At 70.5% G+C, this 18,223-nt stretch carries 17 protein-coding genes; 9 read left to right on the top strand and 8 right to left on the bottom strand.

Annotated features, from left to right (window positions below; translation table 11 throughout):
- Positions 1 to 73: 73 nt before the first annotated feature.
- Positions 74 to 1,198 (top strand): DNA integrity scanning diadenylate cyclase DisA, encoded by a 1,125-nt coding sequence (gene disA / locus CEB94_RS22845; protein WP_102909109.1) that lies wholly within the window; start codon positions 74 to 76, stop codon positions 1,196 to 1,198.
- 84 nt (positions 1,199 to 1,282) lie between these two features.
- Here disA and CEB94_RS22840 read toward each other — a convergent pair whose 3' ends face one another.
- Entirely contained in the window at positions 1,283 to 2,149 is an 867-nt protein-coding gene (locus CEB94_RS22840; protein ID WP_175433987.1) for a hypothetical protein, read from the bottom strand.
- 175 nt (positions 2,150 to 2,324) lie between these two features.
- Between CEB94_RS22840 and CEB94_RS22835 the strand changes: the two genes are divergently transcribed.
- The gene (locus CEB94_RS22835) at positions 2,325 to 2,966 is read left to right on the top strand and encodes a phosphatase PAP2 family protein (RefSeq protein ID WP_175433986.1); all 642 of its coding nucleotides are present in this window, start codon (positions 2,325 to 2,327) and stop codon (positions 2,964 to 2,966) included.
- Between the two features lie 81 nt (positions 2,967 to 3,047).
- Here CEB94_RS22835 and CEB94_RS22830 read toward each other — a convergent pair whose 3' ends face one another.
- Together CEB94_RS22830 and CEB94_RS22825 are read right to left on the bottom strand one after the other, a co-directional pair.
- Positions 3,048 to 3,704, bottom strand: coding sequence for a response regulator transcription factor (locus CEB94_RS22830; RefSeq protein WP_175433985.1), 657 nt, complete (start codon positions 3,702 to 3,704; stop codon positions 3,048 to 3,050).
- Positions 3,701 to 5,275, bottom strand: a complete 1,575-nt coding sequence (locus CEB94_RS22825; protein WP_175433984.1) for a sensor histidine kinase — start codon at positions 5,273 to 5,275, stop codon at positions 3,701 to 3,703. Before CEB94_RS22825 ends, CEB94_RS22830 begins: the two co-directional genes overlap by 4 nt.
- 119 nt (positions 5,276 to 5,394) lie before the next feature.
- On the opposite strand from CEB94_RS22825, the gene CEB94_RS22820 reads away from it, so the two are divergent.
- The 5 genes from CEB94_RS22820 to cseC all read left to right on the top strand — a co-directional run bounded on the left by CEB94_RS22820 (position 5,395) and on the right by cseC (position 9,996).
- Entirely contained in the window at positions 5,395 to 6,336 is a 942-nt protein-coding gene (locus tag CEB94_RS22820) for an A/G-specific adenine glycosylase (protein WP_175433983.1), read from the top strand.
- Positions 6,337 to 6,620: 284 nt separating this feature from the next.
- Positions 6,621 to 7,160 (top strand): SigE family RNA polymerase sigma factor, encoded by a 540-nt coding sequence (locus CEB94_RS22815; protein ID WP_175433982.1) that lies wholly within the window; start codon positions 6,621 to 6,623, stop codon positions 7,158 to 7,160.
- Complete coding sequence (locus CEB94_RS22810) at positions 7,148 to 7,801, top strand: hypothetical protein (protein ID WP_175433981.1); 654 nt, start codon at positions 7,148 to 7,150, stop codon at positions 7,799 to 7,801. Before CEB94_RS22815 ends, CEB94_RS22810 begins: the two co-directional genes overlap by 13 nt.
- Before the next feature lie 129 nt (positions 7,802 to 7,930).
- Positions 7,931 to 8,632: a two-component system response regulator CseB gene (gene cseB / locus CEB94_RS22805; RefSeq protein WP_107460307.1), complete on the top strand. Its 702-nt coding sequence runs from the start codon at positions 7,931 to 7,933 to the stop codon at positions 8,630 to 8,632.
- 14 nt (positions 8,633 to 8,646) lie between these two features.
- Positions 8,647 to 9,996 (top strand): two-component system sensor histidine kinase CseC, encoded by a 1,350-nt coding sequence (gene cseC / locus CEB94_RS22800; RefSeq protein WP_175433980.1) that lies wholly within the window; start codon positions 8,647 to 8,649, stop codon positions 9,994 to 9,996.
- A 28-nt stretch (positions 9,997 to 10,024) separates the two neighbouring features.
- Here the strand turns inward: cseC and CEB94_RS22795 are convergent, their stop codons facing one another.
- The 3 genes from CEB94_RS22795 to CEB94_RS22785 all read right to left on the bottom strand — a co-directional run bounded on the left by CEB94_RS22795 (position 10,025) and on the right by CEB94_RS22785 (position 12,826).
- Positions 10,025 to 10,471, bottom strand: coding sequence for a VOC family protein (locus tag CEB94_RS22795; protein ID WP_175433979.1), 447 nt, complete (start codon positions 10,469 to 10,471; stop codon positions 10,025 to 10,027).
- 64 nt (positions 10,472 to 10,535) lie between these two features.
- On the bottom strand, positions 10,536 to 10,970 hold the full coding sequence (locus tag CEB94_RS22790; protein WP_175433978.1) for a helix-turn-helix transcriptional regulator: 435 nt from the start codon (positions 10,968 to 10,970) through the stop codon (positions 10,536 to 10,538).
- 263 nt (positions 10,971 to 11,233) lie between these two features.
- Positions 11,234 to 12,826, bottom strand: a complete 1,593-nt coding sequence (locus CEB94_RS22785; RefSeq protein ID WP_175433977.1) for an MDR family MFS transporter — start codon at positions 12,824 to 12,826, stop codon at positions 11,234 to 11,236.
- 122 nt (positions 12,827 to 12,948) lie between these two features.
- Between CEB94_RS22785 and CEB94_RS22780 the strand changes: the two genes are divergently transcribed.
- On the top strand, positions 12,949 to 13,545 hold the full coding sequence (locus tag CEB94_RS22780; protein WP_175433976.1) for a TetR/AcrR family transcriptional regulator: 597 nt from the start codon (positions 12,949 to 12,951) through the stop codon (positions 13,543 to 13,545).
- Positions 13,546 to 13,571: 26 nt separating this feature from the next.
- Here CEB94_RS22780 and CEB94_RS22775 read toward each other — a convergent pair whose 3' ends face one another.
- Entirely contained in the window at positions 13,572 to 14,279 is a 708-nt protein-coding gene (locus CEB94_RS22775) for a M23 family metallopeptidase (protein WP_175433975.1), read from the bottom strand.
- Positions 14,280 to 14,719: 440 nt separating this feature from the next.
- Between CEB94_RS22775 and CEB94_RS22770 the strand changes: the two genes are divergently transcribed.
- Positions 14,720 to 15,352 carry an HAD family acid phosphatase gene (locus CEB94_RS22770; RefSeq protein ID WP_175433974.1) on the top strand — a complete coding sequence of 211 codons (633 nt, stop codon included), beginning with the start codon at positions 14,720 to 14,722 and terminating at the stop codon, positions 15,350 to 15,352.
- Between the two features lie 65 nt (positions 15,353 to 15,417).
- Here the strand turns inward: CEB94_RS22770 and CEB94_RS22765 are convergent, their stop codons facing one another.
- Positions 15,418 to 17,943 (bottom strand): ATP-dependent Clp protease ATP-binding subunit, encoded by a 2,526-nt coding sequence (locus CEB94_RS22765; protein ID WP_175433973.1) that lies wholly within the window; start codon positions 17,941 to 17,943, stop codon positions 15,418 to 15,420.
- Between the last annotated feature and the right edge of the window lie 280 nt (positions 17,944 to 18,223).

Raw genomic sequence — 18,223 nt, 5'->3', positions numbered from 1 at the left:
CCTGGTCTCGCCCGTCCGTGCGAACCGAGCGCGCGACACGGGGGCGCCCAGGACCTGCGACCGGAGGAGTGCAGTGGCAGCCAACGACCGGGCATCGGCTCCCGGAAAGTCCGGCGGGAGTGCCGGTACCGATGGCCTGATGCGCGCCTCTCTGAGCGCCGTGGCACCCGGCACCGCCCTGCGTGACGGCCTGGAGCGGGTGCTCCGCGGCAACACAGGCGGGCTCATCGTGCTCGGCTTCGACAAGACGGTCGAGACGCTGTGCAGCGGCGGCTTCGTGCTGGACGTCGAGTTCACCGCGACCCGGCTGCGCGAGCTGTGCAAGCTGGACGGCGGCATCGTGCTGTCCTCGGACCTGTCGAAGATCCTGCGCGCGGGCGTGCAGCTGGTCCCGGACCCCACGATCCCGACGGAGGAGACGGGCACCCGGCACCGCACCGCGGACCGCGTCAGCAAGCAGGTCGGCTTCCCGGTGGTCTCCGTCTCCCAGTCGATGCGGCTGATCGCCCTGTACGTCGACGGCCAGCGCCGCGTCCTGGAGGACTCGGCGGCGATCCTGTCCCGCGCCAACCAGGCGCTCGCCACCCTCGAGCGCTACAAGCTCCGCCTCGACGAGGTCGCGGGCACGCTGTCGGCGCTGGAGATCGAGGACCTGGTCACCGTCCGGGACGTCTCGGCGGTCGCCCAGCGTCTGGAGATGGTGCGCCGCATCGCCACCGAGATCGCCGAGTACGTGGTGGAGCTGGGCACGGACGGCCGGCTGCTGGCCCTCCAGCTCGACGAGCTGATCGCGGGCGTGGAGCCCGAGCGCGAGCTGGTCGTGCGGGACTACGTCCCCGAGCCCACGGCCAAACGCTCCCGCACGGTCGACGAGGCCCTCGCCGAACTCGACGCCCTCACCCACGCCGAGCTGCTCGAAATGTCCACGGTGGCCCGGGCGTTGGGCTACACCGGCGCGCCCGAGACGCTGGACTCGGCGGTCTCCCCGCGCGGCTTCCGCCTCCTCGCCAAGGTGCCCCGGCTCCCCGGCGCGATCATCGACCGCCTGGTCGAGCACTTCGGCGGGCTGCAGAAGCTGCTCGCCGCGAGCGTCGACGACCTGCAGACGGTGGACGGCGTGGGTGAGGCCCGGGCGCGCAGCGTCCGCGAGGGGCTGTCGCGGCTGGCGGAGTCGTCGATCCTGGAGCGGTACGTCTGACGCGTACGGCAGACCCGGCAGGAACGGCAGAACGGCTGAGGGCGGTACCCGGCAAGGGGGTACCGCCCTCAGGTGTTTCGGGCTTCAGTCGGCCGACAGCACGAACGACGTCTGCACCTTCGCAAAGCCCGGAGCCTTGGCTTCCACCAGGTACGTGCCCGCCCCGGCCGAACCCGCCGGAGGCGTGGCGCACTCGGGGGCGCTCGGCTTGCGGTCCCACTTCACGGTGTAGGTGATGCCACTGCCGGCGGCGACCCGGTACAGCTGGTGCGCGGCGGCCTTGGGGCAGTCCTCGGAGGACCAGTAGTCGTCGTCGCTGCTCGCCGGGGCGATCGTGAACACCGCGTTCTTCGGCCCGAGGTCGATCTTGCAGTCGCTGCCGGAGACGTTCCGCGCGGTCAGCAGGAACGTGGGCGTCTGCTCGGGGTCGTAGGTGTTGTGCCGGCTGCGCAGGCTGAACTTCACTGCGGCGGCAGTGCAGTTGGGCAGGGTCGATCCGGCCGGCAGGGTGTCGCCGACGCCGACGCCGCCCGCGGTGGTGCCGCTCCCCGAGCCGCCGGAACCGCCGCCGCCCGACCCCCCGGAACCGCCCGAGCCGGAACCGTCGCCGGAGCCCGAGCCCGAACCGTCTCCCGACCCGTCGCCCGAGCCGTCACCGGAGCCGTCGCCGGACCCGGACGACGAGCCGCCGGAACCGCCGCCGCCCGACTCGTCGCGTCCGCCGGGCGCTTGGCTGATGGCCGGGCCCGAACTGGACGGGCCGGGCGTGATGGAGGGCGCGGGATTCTTGCCGTTGGCGCCGTTGTCGCCGTCCTTGCCGCCCCCGCCGCCCATCGTCACGATCCAGGTGGTCAGCAGCGCCAACACGGCGACCACAGACACCAGTACGACCCTCCGACGCCAGTAGATGGAGGAGGGAAGCGGCCCGACCGGATTGCGCAGAGATCCCACGGCGCAAACCTTACGAGAGATCGGCGCGTTCACCTGTCCCACCCGCCGCTCTGGCCTACAACTTTTCCGGATCATCATCCCGGAAATGACGTCCCCACCCCCGTCTTTCGTCAGGTACGAGACGTGACGATCGCAGGGTGTGACGAGATCAACCCGTCGCCTACCGTCCGTGACCATGACCTTCGAGAACGCCGCGCTCTACCGCGACATCACCGACTTCGCCCACGACACCCCGATGTGGGTACAACACGGGGCCAGAACATGGACGGAGGCCGGACTGCTGGTCTTCGTCGCGCTGTTCGTCGCCGGCTGGTGGCGTGCCCGCCGCGACAGCCCCCACGCGTTCGCGATAGCGGCCCTTGCACCTCTGGCCACCGCTGTGGCGTATGTGTGCAGTGAGGTGCTCAAGTCCGCTGTCACGGAGGAGCGTCCGTGCCGGGCGGTGGCCGGTGCGGCCGTGTCGCTGGCCGCATGCCCGCCGCACGGCGACTGGTCCTTTCCGTCCAACCACGCCACGATCGCGGGCGCCTCGGCGGTCGCCCTGGCCCTGGTCCGGCGCACGCTGCTGTGGCTGACGGCCCCGCTCGCCCTGCTCATGGCCTTCTCCCGGGTCTTCGTCGGCGTGCACTATCCCCACGACGTCCTGGCAGGGCTAGGGCTGGGCACGCTCGTCACCCTCGCCGCCGTACGGCTGGGCACGGCGCCGATGACGCGGCTGGCCGGGGCGATGCGCACCTGGTCGGCACCGGCCGTGCGGTGGGTGATGGGGCCGGGCCCGGCGCCCATCGTGTCGTACGAGACGCCCGTGCGCCGGTGAGCCGGGACGCGCGGCGAGGCGCTGCACCGGGCCGCGTGCGCGGTGTTCAAAGCCGTGCAAGGCCACGAGCGCACCACCCCCTCATGCCTCCACCAGTCCCGCCTCGTACGCCACGATCGCCGCTTGTACCCGGTTGCGTACGCCGAGCCGGTCCAGAACCGCGCTGACGTAGGCCTTGACCGTGCCCTCGACCAGATGCAGCCGGGCGGCGATCTCCGGGTTGGACAGACCCGCGCCCACCAGGCCGAGCACCTCGCGTTCACGGGGGCTCAGGGCCGCCGCACGCGCGCGTGCCTGTGTCTCGCGGCTGAGGCGGCCGCCCCCGAGCCCCTCGTCGATGACGTACCGGGCCACCTTGGGTGAGAGGAACGCGGCGTCGGCGGCCACCGCCCGCACTCCCGCGACGAGTTCGTACGGGTCTCCGGATTTCAGCAGGAAGCCGGTGGCGCCGCCGCTGAGGGCGCGGGTCACGTAGGCGCCCTCGGAGAACGTGGTGAGCATCGCTACGGCCGTGCCGGGCACGGTCCGTACGATCTCCTCGGCCGCCGCGAGACCGTCCAGACGTGGCATGCGGATGTCCAGCAGGGCCACGTCAGGCCGGTGCGCGCGGGCCAGTTCGACCGCCTCGCGGCCGTCGCCCGCCTCGGCGACGACCTCCGTCTCGCCGCCGCTGCCCAGGATGGCGCGCACCCCGGCCCGGACCATCGCCTCGTCGTCGGCCAACAACACGCGGATCACCGTGAGAACTCCTCGTCTTCGTCCTGGCCCTCGGAGGCCTGCCCGGCGCGCGGGACCACGTCCTTGGCGACGAGCCGCCCCGCGTCGAAGCACAGTCTGAAGTGGTCGACGGAGACGAACAGTTTGCCGCTCGCCCGGTAGTAACGGCAGTCGGCACCGTCCGGTGCCGGTGTCGGCGCTCGCTCGGTGGGCGGGTCGCGCACGTCGCGCTCGGGCAGCACACGCTCGACGTCGGCCGCCGGGGCGCCTGAGCGCAGTGCCGCGTACGCGGCGGGTTCCAGCACCGCGCGCTTCTCCGTGTAGGCGTACCAGCCGAAGGCGGTGCCGACGAGCACCGCGCCCACCCCGGCCGCGGTACCGAGGCCGACGGCGACCCGGCGGCGGGCGTGGGTGAACGGCGCCCGGGGGCGCGCGGGCGGGACGGCGGTCCGCTGCTCGGGGACGTACGCCCGGACCCGGAAGCCCTCCCCGTGCGGGCCCGCCTCGAACTCCCCGCCGGCCGAGGTCACCGCGGCACGCAGCCCGAGCAGGCCCGTACCTCCTCCGGAGGGCGGAGGGCCCTCGCGTGTCGCCCGGCCGCTGGTGACGGTGACGCAAGTGCCCGCGGTGCGCCCCGTGACCGCCACGACCACGGGGGCGCCCGGTGCATGCCGTGCCGCGTTGGTCAGCGCCTCCCGGGCGACACGGTGCAGCAACCGCTCGGCGACCTCGCCGGGGTCCGCGGCCGGGTCGTTTCCACCGGGGTCCCAGCGCACCGGCAGGCCCGACTCGGCCGCGCGGGCGACGAGTTGCTCAAGGGTCTCGCCTGCCGGGGTCAGCGGCGCCGGCTCGTCGTCTTCCTCGCGCAGCACGCCGATGATGCGGTGCAACCGATCCGTGGCGTCGGCGGCGGCCGTGCGCAGGTCGGCAGCCGCGGCCCGGTGTTCGTCGTTGAGGCCTGGGGCGACCTGGAGGGCGCCCGCGCGCAGAGCGATGAGGCTCAGCTCGTGGCCGAGGGAGTCGTGCATGTCCTGGGCGATCCTGGCCCGTTCACGCAGCCGGGCACGTTCCTCGGCGAAGCGGGCCTCGTCCTCCAGCCGGGCGGCGCGCAGCCACCCCGCCTCGGCCAGCTCCCGGCTCTGCCGCCAGTAGCGCCCGCCGAGCCAGGGGAAGACACAGCCGAAGAGCAACGTGCCCATCATGACGAGCCACTCGGGGGCCGGGTCGGCCCCGGCGAGCGCGATCCGGGCGGTGCCCGCGCAGCCGACGGCCGCGAAGCACAGTACGGCGGGGCGTGCCCGGCTCGCCCGCCACCCGAGCAGCAGCGCGCACACGCCGAGGGCGGGCCCGTAGGAGACGGTGAACAGGGCGGGAGCGGCGGCCAGACTCAGGGCGGCCGCCAGCCCGAAGGCCGCGAGCGGTACCCGCCGGGCGAGAGCGGCGGCCACGGCCAGCACCGCCACGCCGGCCGCCTGTTGCCAGCCCTGCCGCGGCTCGTTCAGCCCGACCCGGTCCGCCGTGAGCGCCGGGACGGCTAAGGCGGCCCAGAGGAGGGCGCCACGGGCAACAGAGACCGCGCCAGGACGTTCCATGCGCCTGACGCTACAAGCGCCCGACCTGCGCGCACTGCTGTCGATCGTCAGGTACCTGGCCCCTTCAGGGGTGGCGGTGTGCCCGAACAGGTGGCTCTGCGTGGCACCATCGAGAGGCCATGACTGCTCCCACGAAGCCCCCGCACCCCACCCCCGCCCCCGCCGACACCCCCTCCGGGCCGCCCCTCGGAGAGAACCTGCACTCCCCCGTCATCGACTGGTTCGAAGAGAACGCCCGTGACCTGCCGTGGCGGCGTCCGGAGGCCGGGGCGTGGGGGGTGATGGTCAGTGAGTTCATGCTGCAGCAGACGCCGGTGAGCCGTGTCCTGCCCGTCTACGAGCAGTGGCTGGAGCGCTGGCCCCGCCCCGCCGACCTGGCCAAGGAGGCGCCCGGCGAGGCCGTCCGCGCCTGGGGCCGGCTCGGCTACCCGCGCCGCGCGCTGCGGCTGCACGGCGCCGCCGTCGCCATAACGGAACGGCACGGCGGTGACGTACCGGCCGACCACGCCCAGCTGCTGGCGCTGCCCGGCATCGGCGAGTACACGGCCGCCGCCGTCGCCTCCTTCGCCTACGGGCAGCGGCACCCGGTGCTGGACACCAATGTGCGCCGGGTCTTCGCCCGCGCGGTCACCGGCGTGCGGTACCCGCCGAACGCCACCACCGCCGCCGAGCGCAAGCTGGCCCGCGCGCTGCTGCCCGAGGAGGAGCCGACCGCCGCCCGCTGGGCCGCCGCCTCCATGGAGCTGGGCGCGCTGGTGTGCACGGCGAAGAGCGAGTCGTGCCACCGCTGCCCGATCGCCGCGCAGTGCGCGTGGCGGCTGGCGGGCAAGCCGGAGCACGACGGGCCGCCGCGCCGCGGCCAGACCTACGCGGGCACCGACCGGCAGGTGCGGGGGCGGCTGCTCGCCGTGCTGCGGGAGGCGCACGGGCCCGTTCCGCAGGCGGCACTGGACCGGGTGTGGCACGAGCCGGTGCAGCGGGCCCGCGCCCTCGACGGTCTCGTCTCCGACGGTCTGGTGGAGCCGATGGCGGACGGTCTGTACCGGCTGCCGCTGACCTGACGTACAGACACATCACAGCCGCGGGCCGCCGCCCGTCACAACACCCAGGGTGGACAAATCACCCCGAACCCACCTCAACGCCCCCACCGCTCTACCCCGTTCGGGCTTCCGTTACACAACCGACGGACAGCCGAGCGCTGGCCGCAGGCTGCTTCGGACAGCGCCGTGACAACGCCTCCGTACCTTCAGATGCGTTCCCGGAAGACACGGGACGACTGAAGACCACAGGCAGTACACGGGCGGCGGGGAGCCGGCCCGAACGGGGAAACGGGAGGCGGTTCACCATGGCGCACGGCGAGGTGCTCGAGTTCGAGGACTACGTCCGCACCCGGCAGGACGCGCTGCTGCGCAGTGCCCGCCGCCTGGTCCCGGACCCGACGGACGCACAGGATCTGCTGCAGACGGCGCTGGTACGGACGTACCGCCGCTGGGAGACCATCGAGGACAAGCGGCTGGCGGACGCCTACCTGCGCCGGGTGATGATCAACACCCGTACGGAGTGGTGGCGGGCGCGGAAGCTGGAGGAGGTCCCGACCGAGCAGCTCCCGGACGCCTCGGTCGACGACGCCACCGAGCAGCACGCGGACCGCGCCCTGCTGATGGACGTCCTGAAGGTGCTCGCCCCGAAGCAGCGCAGTGTCGTGGTGCTGCGACACTGGGAGCAGATGTCCACGGAGGAGACGGCCGCCGCCCTCGGCATGTCGGCCGGAACGGTCAAGAGCACGCTGCACCGGGCGCTCGCCCGGCTCCGCGAGGAGCTGGAGTCCCGCGATCTGGACGCACGCGCGCTGGAGCGTGAGGAGCGGGAGCGGTGCGCGGCCTGACCGGCGAGGGTTCTGCGCGGACCCGGGGCAGTATCCAGGCGGTGAGCGCGGCACTGGCCGTGCCCACCGCCCTCGCCCTTTTGGTGTCCGGGTGCGGTGCCGGCGGGACCGGCGCCCGCGACGAGGGCCCGGCGCACGCCGACTCGGTGGCGGGCGCCGCCGCCACCCCGTCCGCCGCGCCGTCGAAGTCGCCCGACACCGTGAACGCGGTCAAGCTCGTCAAGGACGACCCGAAGGTCGCGCCCGAGGTGAAGCGCGAGCTGAAGCCGTGCGTGGCCGACGAGTACCCGGTCGACGTCTCCTACGGCAATCTGACCGGCGGCTCCGCGGACGACGTCGTCGTCAACGTGCTGACCTGCGGTGACGCCGTGGGGGTGGGCAGTTACGTGTATCGCGAGCAGGACGGCTCGTACGAGAATGTGTTCAAGGCCGAGGAACCGCCGGTCTACGCGGAGATCGACCGGGGCGACCTGGTGGTGACCAAGCAGGTGTACGAGAAGGGCGACCCGGTGTCGAGCCCCTCCGGGGAGAACGTGATCACGTACAGATGGACCTCCGGCCACTTCGCCGAGAAGTACCGCACGCACAACGACTACGGGAAGGTCGCCGGCGACAGCCCGACACCGGCGCCCGCGGGCTGACGCGGGCGCAGGGCCGCGTGAACCGATCGGACCGCTCGGACCGATCCCTCGGTGAACGCATCACACGGCCCGTGCGTCCCAGCAGAGAGAACGCACCCCCACGGACCACGAAGGACTGAGAGCACCGGGATGGCAGACCAGACCCACGTCCTGTTCGTCGAGGACGACGACGTCATCCGCGAGGCCACGCAGCTCGCCCTGGAACGGGACGGCTTCGTGGTCACCGCCATGCCCGACGGGCTGTCGGGTCTGGAGGCCTTCCGGGCGGACCGCCCCGACATCGCGCTGCTGGACGTCATGGTTCCCGGCCTCGACGGTGTCAGCCTGTGCCGCCGCATCCGCGACGAGTCGACGGTGCCGGTGATCATGCTGTCGGCGCGGGCCGACTCCATCGACGTCGTGCTGGGGCTGGAGGCGGGCGCCGACGACTATGTGACCAAGCCGTTCGACGGTGCCGTCCTGGTCGCCCGGATCCGCGCGGTGCTGCGCCGCTTCGGGCACGCGGGCGGCGGCCGGGGCGAGGAGCCGGCCGCCCCGGCGAGCGGCGGGGTGCTGGCCTTCGGGGACCTGGAGGTCGACACCGAGGGCATGGAGGTCCGGCGCGCCGGGCAGCCGGTGGCGCTGACGCCGACCGAGATGCGGCTGCTGCTGGAGTTCTCCTCCGCGCCCGGCACGGTGCTCTCCCGCGACAAGCTGCTGGAGCGGGTGTGGGACTACGGCTGGGGCGGGGACACCCGCGTCGTCGACGTGCATGTGCAGCGGCTGCGGCAGAAGATCGGCCAGGACCGGATCGAGACGGTCCGTGGCTTCGGCTACAAGTTGAAGGCCTGAGCAGGGGCAGGGGTATGAGGGGGCACTTCCGGCGCCTGGTCGCCGCGGGCTTGGAGCGTGCGGGCATCCGTACGGGCCTCAGATGGAAGCTGAGCGCGGCCATCGCGCTGGTGGGCGCACTGGTGGCGATCGCGCTGAGCCTCGTCGTGCACAACGCCGCCCGGGTCTCGATGCTGGACAACGCGCGCGACCTCGCCGATGAGCGGATCCTGATCGCCCAGCGCAACTTCGAGCTGTCCGGGCGGATGAACTTCCCCAACACCAAGATCAACGACCCGAACCTGCCCCATGCGCTGCGGGACCGGGTCGAGGCGGGCCAGCGGGCGACGTACGTGGCGGACCGGCCGGGTGACGTGCCCGACATATGGGCCGCCGTGCCGCTGAAGAACGGGCAGGTGATGTCGCTGCACTCGGGCTTCACCGACCGCAGCTCGGACATCCTGCAGGACCTCGACCAGGCCCTGCTCATCGGGTCCATCGCGGTCGTCCTCGGCGGCAGCGCGCTCGGCGTGCTCATCGGCGGGCATCTCTCGCGGCGGCTGCGCAAGGCGGCCATCGCGGCCAACCAGCTCGCGGGCGGCGAGACGGACGTGCGGGTGCGGGACGCCATGGGCGGGGTCGTGCGGGACGAGACGGACGACCTGGCGAGCGCGGTGGACGCCATGGCGGACGCGCTGCGGCAGCGCATCGAGGCCGAGCGGCGGGTCACCGCCGACATCGCGCACGAGCTGCGCACCCCGGTGACCGGACTGCTGACCGCCGCGGAACTGCTGCCGCCCGGGCGCCCGACCGAGCTGGTGCTGGACCGTGCGAAGGCCATGCGCACGCTGGTCGAGGACGTGCTGGAGGTGGCCCGGCTGGACGGGGCCTCCGAGCGGGCGGAACTGCAGGACCTCATGCTGGGCGAGTTCGTCGCCCGGCGGGTGGCGGCCAAGGATCCGGCCATCGAGGTGCGCATCGTGCACGAGTCGGAGGTCACCACCGACCCACGCCGCCTGGAGCGCGTGCTGTTCAACCTCCTGGCCAACGCGGCCCGGCACGGCAAGCCGCCCATCGAGGTCAGCGTCGAGGGCCGGGTCATCCGCGTGCGCGACCACGGCCCGGGCTTCCCCGAGGACCTGCTCGCCGAGGGGCCGAGCCGCTTCCGCACCGGCAGCAAGGACCGGGCCGGGCACGGCCACGGACTCGGCCTGACCATCGCGGCCGGGCAGGCCCGGGTGATGGGCGCCCGGCTGACCTTCCGCAACGTGCGCACGCCGGGGACGCCGGAGCATCTGCCGGCCGAGGGCGCGGTCGCCGTGCTGTGGCTGCCGGAGCACGCGCCGACGAACACGGGGAGTTACCCGATGCTGCCGGGGTCCTAGGCCTTCCAGGCCTTCGGACTCGCGTGAGTCAGCAGGTCCAGTCCTGGTCCATGTCGAGGCCGCCCTCGCGGGGCTGGGTGAAGGAGAACCAGTTGCCGGAGTCGTCGCGGAACAGCGCCTCGGTGCCGTACGGGCGCTCCTGCGGCTCCTGGAGGAACTCCACCCCCCGGTCCTTGAGCTTCTTGTAGTCGCCGTGGATGTCGTCGGTGGTCAGCACGCCCGCACCGAGCGCGCCCTTGGCCACCAGCTTGCGGAGCATCTCGGCGGACTCGGGATCCATCGCGGGCGAGCCGGGCACCATCAGCGTCAGCTCGACGTCGGGCTGGTTCGGCGAGCCGACGGTGAGCCAGCGCATGCCGCCCTCGCCCATGGTCATGTCCGTACGGACCTCCAGGCCCAGTTTCTCCGTGTAGAACTCCTTCGCCCGGTCCTGGTCGAGGACCCAGACGGTCGAGATGGCGAGACCCTTGATCATGGCGTGCTCCTGTTCTGACGCTGCGGCCGGTGTGCCTGCTCTGCCACGGTAGGCAGCGGGGGTGTCAGCCCGCTTCTCCGGAATTGCGCTGTATGCCGGCGCCAGGCGCGGAGCGGAAACCGCCGGCCCAGAGCATGGCGTAGCAGCCGGGTATGAGGGCGGCGCCCCGGCCCACGTGCTTCGTCCGGTACTCGCTGGGCGTCAGGCCGGTCCAGGCCTTGAAGCGGGCGGAGAAGGTGCCGACGCTGCTGAAGCCGACCAGGTGGCAGATCTCCGTCACCGACAAGTTCGCCGTGCGCAGCAGGTCCTCGGCGCGTTCTGTCCGGCGGTGCGTGAGGTACTGGCCGGGGGTCTCGCCGTACGCCTCCTTGAAGGCGCGGATGAAGTGGTAGCGCGAGTACCCGGCGTGCGCGGCCACGGTGTCCAGGTCGAGCCCAGGGTCGGCCCAGTCCCGGTCCATGGCGTCCTTGGCCAGCCGGATCTGGCGCGTCTTGTCCATGCAACCGATGGTGACACGGGGGTCTGACAACGACCCGGCTCGCCGTACCGCGCCGAGCCGGATGTCGACTACGTGCGCGGCGTTACGTGCGCGGCGTCCCGCCTTGCGCCGACTAGCCCGGCGTCACCGAGCCGCTGCGCGAGGCCATGATCGCCCGGCGTAAAACTTCACGCCGCAGCCCGCGTCAACGGCCTCCGACAGACGCTCGCCGGGCATGACGAAGGCCCCCGGGCGGACACTCCCGGGGGCCTCGTGCGGTGCGGTCAGACGGCCTCGACCACGGACGGCTGCGCCGCCGGGGCGTCCGGCTTGCCGTCCTCCTTCGGACCCGCTCCCTTCAGCGGGACCTCCTTGACGAAGACGGCCGCCACGAATGCGACCACCGCCACCACGGCCCCGAGCAGGAACGCCGAGTGCGTGCCGGCGGACACCGCGTGCTGGTACGCCTCCCGGACCAGCACCGGAAGCTTCTCCAGGCTCTTCGCGTCGAGCTGCGCGGACTGCTCGGTCAGCTTGGAGCCGAGGGAACCGCCCCGCTCGGTCATGACGTCCTGGACGCGGTGGTTGAACAGCGCACCCATGATGGCGACGCCGAAGGAGGAACCGAGCGTACGGAACAGGGTGGTCGACGAGGACGCGACGCCCATGTCCTTCATCTCCACGCTGTTCTGCGCGACCAGCATGGTGATCTGCATCAGGCAGCCCATGCCGAGCCCGACCACGGCCATGAAGACACCGGAGGTCAGACGCGAGGTCCCGGTGTCCATCGTGGACAGCAGGTAGAGCCCGACGATCATCAGCGCGCTGCCGACGATCGGGAAGACCTTGTACTTGCCGGTGTTCGTGGTCACCCGCCCGGCGACCATCGAGGTCACGAGCATCGCACCGAGCATCGGCAGGAGCAGCAGCCCGGAGTTCGTCGCGGAGGCACCTTGGACGGCCTGCTGGTACAGCGGCAGGAAGAGCGTGGCGCCGAACATCACGAAGCCGGTGATGAAGCCGATGACCGACATCAGCGTGAAGTTCAGGCTGCGGAAGATGTGCAGCGGCAGCACCGGCTCGGCGGCCCTGGTCTGCCAGAACACGAACCCGACGAGCGCGGCGACCCCGATGCCGATCAGCTCCATGATCCGCGCGGAGCTCCAGGCGTACTCCGTGCCGCCCCAGGTCGTGACGAGCACGATCGCGGTGATGCCTACGGTCAGCAGCCCGGCGCCCAGGTAGTCGATCCGCGCCTTGGAGCGCTTCTTGGGCAGGTGCAGCACGGCACTGACGGCGACCAGCGCGATCACGCCGAGGGGAAGGTTGATGTAGAACGCCCAGCGCCAGCCCCAGTTGTCGGTGATGGTGCCGCCGACCAGCGGACCGCCGATCATCGCCAGCGCCATGACGCCGGCCATCATGCCCTGGTACTTGCCGCGCTCCCGGGGCGGGATCAGGTCACCGATGATCGCCATGACGCCGACCATCAGACCGCCGGCGCCGAGGCCCTGCACGGCACGGAAGCCGATCAGCTCGCTCATGTTCTGGGCCATGCCGCTGAGCGCGGAGCCGATCAGGAACAGGACGATGGACGACAGGAACGTGCCCTTGCGGCCGTACATGTCGCCGAGCTTGCCCCACAGCGGGGTGGAGGCCGCGGTCGCGAGCGTGTAGGCGGTGACGACCCAGGAGAGGTGTTCGAGCCCGCCCAGCTCACCGACGATCGTCGGCATCGCCGTACCGATGATCATGTTGTCGAGCATCGCGAGCATCATGGCGATCATCAGCGCGAGCAGCACGACCCGCACGCTCTTCGGCTGTTTCTCCCCGGCGTCTGCCGCCGGTGTGTCCGTCGTGTCCGTCGTGTCCGCCATCGCTTCCCACTCCCCCAGCTACGCTACTTACTTGCCGACCGGCTAGTGACTACACTCGGAAGCTAGCCCCGGAACTAGCCGGGCGTCAAGTAAGTTTTATGGAAAGCGGGGGGCGTAGGAGGATGGGCGGCACCATGGACGGCACCAGGCAGCGGCGCCGCGGGGACACCCGCCGGCGCATCCAGGACGTGGCCCTCGAACTCTTCGCGGAGCACGGCTACGAGAAGACCTCCCTGCGCGAGATCGCGGAGCACCTGGAGGTCACCAAGGCGGCGCTCTACTACCACTTCAAGACGAAGGAAGAGATCCTCGTCAGCATCTTCGAGGACCTCACCCAGCCGATCGAGGACCTGATCGAGTGGGGCCGGCAGCAGCCGCACACCCTGGAGACCAAGCAGGAGATCGTCCGCCGCTACGCCGACACGCTCGCCCAGGCGGCCCCGCTGTTCCGCTTCATGCACGAGAACCAGGCGACGGTACGGGAACTGCGCATCGGCGACTCCTTCAAGGAGCGCATCCGCAGCCTGCGCGACATCATCATCGACCCGGACGCGGACATGGCCGACCAGGTCCGCTGCGTCAGCGCGCTGTTCACACTGCACGCCGGGATGTTCCTGATGCAGGACATGGAAGGCGACCCCGAGGAGAAGAACAAAGCCGTCCTCGAGGTCGCCACGGACCTGGTGACCCAGGCCCACCGGGGAGCCGGGGGCTCCTAGCGGGCCGGGGGGATCACCCCTTCCGGTCAGACCTTCACGCCCTTGGCGCGCAGGAACTTCACCGGGTCGACCGCCGAGCCGTAGTTCGGGGTCGTACGGATCTCGAAGTGCAGGTGCGGACCGCTCGAGTTGCCGGTGTTGCCGGACTTGGCGATCTCCTGGCCGGTCTTGACGATCTGGCCGATCCGCACGGTGACCTTCGACAGGTGGGCGTACTGGGAGTACGTGCCGTTGCCGTGCTTGATCACGACGGCGTTGCCGTACGCGGGACCGTCGCCGGCGCCGTTGCCGCCGGCCTTGACCACGGTGCCGCCGTGGGTGGCGACGACCTGGGTGCCGCTCGGCACGGCGAAGTCCTGGCCGCTGTGGGTGGACTGCCACATGCCGCCGTTCTGGGCGAAGGACGCGGAGAGCTTGTACTTCTTCACCGGGTCGATCCAGGACGGCTTGGCCTTCTTGGCGGCGGCCTTCTTCGCGGCCGCCTTCTTCGCGGCGGCGGCCTTGGCGGCCTTCTCAGCCTTCGCGGCCTTCGCGGCCTCGACCTTGGCGGCCTTGGCCTGAGCGGCGGCCTGCGCCTGAACGGCACTGGCGGCACCGGACGCGGCCGTGGTGTCGGCGGCGGACGCGACCCCGGCTCCCAGTGCGACCGAGACACCAAGGCCGGCGGCCAGCACGGTCGCACGGGTGCGGAGCTGGGACGTACGGGAAGAGCGGGACGTGACGCGCTGGGACATCGAAACCTCGTATGGAAGGGGACGGAGAAAACCACCCGGCGCACAGACGCTCGCCGCATGGCCATCCCTTGGTAACCCGAAGCTCGACAAACCCCCAAAAGCGTGATCTACGACGCTAGTTAGTAATTTGGTTCAGTGTTCTACGTCTCTTGACAGAGCAGTCATTCAGGACAAATCAGGGCACTAGCCCGCACTTCCACGCGCACTGCGGGGCAAGAATCCCTTTCCTCCCGGCCCGTTATCCACTATTCCAGCTAGTACCGGACATATCGCCTGTGCGGCATGTCACCGGGGGCCCTCTTCAGCCATTCCGGAAATGTGGCGCACACCTCTATGCGCCTACCGTCCGGTAACCCTACGGTTCCCCTCGCGCCACCCTCGAGCACAAGCATGCACACGACATGTTGGCAGCGTCACGGACGTGAGAGGACCCCCACGACATGCAGACCCGACGCCCCTGGTTGCGCCGCGCATCAGTGACCGCCGTCTCGGCGGCAGCCCTCATGGCGATGGCCGCACCGGCCGACGCCACGACCGCCACCCGGGCCTCCACGGCCGCCACCACGGCCGCAGCGGCGGACGTCGACTACGGCACCTGGCAGAAGGACTGCCAGGCCGTGATGGACCAGGCGCTGCCCTATCTGAAGCAGCGGATCGAGGCCACGAAGCCGGGCGAGAAGCAGGCGATCGTCCTCGACATCGACAACACGGCGCTGGAGACGGACTTCGGCTTCAGCTACCCACAGCCGGCCAACAAGCCGGTCCTGGAGGCCGCCAGATACGCGCAGGAGCGCGGCGTCGCCCTGTTCTTCGTGACCGCCCGGCCGGACATCATCGCCTCGTTCACCCAGTACAACCTGAAGCAGACCGGCTACCAGGTCTCGGGGCTCTACGTCCGCAACTTCATCGACCTCTTCAAGAACGTCGCCGACTACAAGACGGCCCAGCGCGTCGACATCGAACGCAAGGGCTACACGATCATCGCGAACATCGGCAACAGCGGCACCGACCTGTCGGGCGGCCACGCCGAGAAGACGTACAAGCTGCCGGACTACGACGGGCAGCTGTCATAGCCCGTACGGCATGCGAAAGGGGCCGGTGCTGTTCAGCACCGGCCCCTCTCACTGGATCGTTACGCTCAGGCGTCCTTGCTCAGGTTCGGGCCCGAGCCGCCGGCCGCCTGCTCGATCGGCGGGACGTCCGGAAGAGCCGCCTTCTCCTCGCCGCGGAAGGTGAAGGTCTTGGTCTCGCCCTCGCCCTCCGTGTCGACGACCACGATGTGACCGGGGCGCAGCTCGCCGAAGAGGATCTTCTCCGACAGCGAGTCCTCGATCTCGCGCTGGATGGTGCGACGCAGCGGACGCGCACCCAGCACCGGGTCGTAGCCCTTCTTGGACAGCAGCTCCTTGGCGGACGACGAGAGCTCGATGCCCATGTCCCGGTCCTTCAGGCGCTCGTCCACCTTGTCGATCATCAGGTCGACGATCTTGAGGATGTCGGCCTGGCTGAGCTGCGGGAAGACGACCACGTCGTCGACGCGGTTGAGGAACTCGGGCCGGAAGTGCTGCTTGAGCTCGTCCGAGACCTTGTTCTTCATGCGCTCGTAGTTGGACTTGGTGTCGCCCTGGGCCGCGAAGCCCAGGTTGAAGCCCTTGGAGATGTCCCGGGTGCCGAGGTTGGTCGTCATGATGATGACCGTGTTCTTGAAGTCCACGACCCGGCCCTGGGAGTCCGTCAGGCGACCGTCCTCCAGGATCTGCAGCAGCGAGTTGAAGATGTCCGGGTGGGCCTTCTCGACCTCGTCGAACAGGACGACCGAGAACGGCTTGCGGCGGACCTTCTCGGTGAGCTGGCCGCCCTCCTCGTAGCCCACGTAGCCGGGGGGCGAACCGAAGAGACGCGAGACCGTGTGCTTCTCGCTGAACTCCGACATGTCGAGGGAGATCAGCGCGTCCTCGTCGCCGAAGAGGAATTCGGCGAGCGCCTTGGACAGCTCGGTCTTACCGACACCGGACGGGCCGGCGAAGATGAACGAGCCACCGGGGCGCTTGGGGTCCTTCAGACCGGCACGCGTACGGCGGATCGCCTTCGACAGCGCCTTGACGGCGTCGACCTGGCCGATCACCCGCTTGTGGAGCTCGTCCTCCATGCGCAGCAGACGCGAGGACTCCTCCTCGGTCAGCTTGAAGACCGGGATGCCGGTCGCCGTGGCGAGGACCTCGGCGATCAGCTCGCCGTCGACCTCGGCGACGACGTCCATGTCGCCGGCCTTCCACTCCTTCTCCCGCTTGGCCTTGGCGGCCAGGAGCTGCTTCTCCTTGTCGCGCAGGGAGGCGGCCTTCTCGAAGTCCTGCGAGTCGATCGCGGACTCCTTGTCGCGGCGGACGCCGGCGATCTTCTCGTCGAACTCGCGCAGGTCCGGCGGCGCGGTCATCCGGCGGATGCGCATCCTCGAGCCGGCCTCGTCGATCAGGTCGATCGCCTTGTCCGGCAGGAAGCGGTCCGAGATGTACCGGTCGGCCAGGGTGGCGGCCTGGACCAGCGCCTCGTCCGTGATGGAAACGCGGTGGTGGGCCTCGTACCGGTCCCGCAGACCCTTGAGGATCTCGATCGTGTGCGGCAGGGACGGCTCCGCGACCTGGATGGGCTGGAAGCGGCGCTCGAGGGCGGCGTCCTTCTCCAGGTGCTTGCGGTACTCGTCCAGCGTGGTGGCACCGATGGTCTGGAGCTCACCGCGGGCCAGCATCGGCTTCAGGATGGAAGCCGCGTCGATGGCGCCCTCGGCGGCACCCGCACCGACCAGCGTGTGCAGCTCGTCGATGAACAGGATGATGTCGCCGCGGGTGCGGATCTCCTTGAGGACCTTCTTCAGGCGCTCCTCGAAGTCACCGCGGTAGCGGGAGCCGGCGACCAGGGCGCCGAGGTCCAGGGTGTAGAGGTGCTTGTCCTTGAGGGTCTCGGGCACCTCGCCCTTGACGATGGCCTGAGCGAGGCCCTCGACGACGGCGGTCTTGCCGACGCCGGGCTCACCGATCAGCACCGGGTTGTTCTTCGTACGGCGGGACAGCACCTGCATGACCCGCTCGATCTCCTTCTCGCGCCCGATGACCGGGTCGAGCTTGGACTCACGAGCGGCCTGGGTGAGGTTCCGGCCGAACTGGTCGAGGACCAGGGACGTGGAGGGGGTGCCCTCGGCAGGACCGCCGGCGGTGGCGGTCTCCTTGCCCTGGTAACCGGAGAGCAGCTGGATGACCTGCTGCCGCACGCGGTTCAGATCTGCGCCCAGCTTGACGAGGACCTGGGCGGCGACGCCCTCGCCCTCGCGGATCAGGCCGAGCAGGATGTGCTCCGTGCCGATGTAGTTGTGGCCCAGCTGAAGGGCCTCCCGGAGCGACAGCTCCAGGACCTTCTTGGCACGGGGGGTGAAGGGGATGTGGCCGGACGGGGCCTGCTGGCCCTGGCCGATGATCTCCTCCACCTGCTGGCGGACCGCCTCGAGCGAAATCCCGAGGCTCTCAAGGGCCTTGGCGGCGACACCTTCACCCTCGTGGATCAGGCCCAGGAGGATGTGCTCAGTGCCGATGTAGTTGTGGTTGAGCATCCGGGCTTCTTCCTGAGCCAGGACGACAACCCGCCGCGCGCGGTCGGTGAACCTCTCGAACATCGTTAATCGCTCCTCAGAGCGGTCAGGCAGTGGGGGGAACTTCCCCTCCCTGTCCTTCCGCAGCTTAGTCCCGCAAGCGGGGACCGCTCATTCCAACTGCCGACACCGTCCTTGGCCTCCTGACCCCGAACGCCGACATCTGCTCCAACCCGATGGTGCGAGACGATGTTCCCGCAGGCCAGGCAGATACCCCACTCGCCAGTACGCCGATGGCGAACGTGAGACGGCCTTTCCTGCGTGTCGCCCCCTCCCACTAGGGATGTCTTACCCGGGGGGACCG

Source organism: Streptomyces hawaiiensis, from assembly GCF_004803895.1.
In the GTDB taxonomy this organism is placed as follows: domain Bacteria; phylum Actinomycetota; class Actinomycetes; order Streptomycetales; family Streptomycetaceae; genus Streptomyces; species Streptomyces hawaiiensis.
This window is presented reverse-complemented; position numbering and strand designations above follow the sequence as displayed.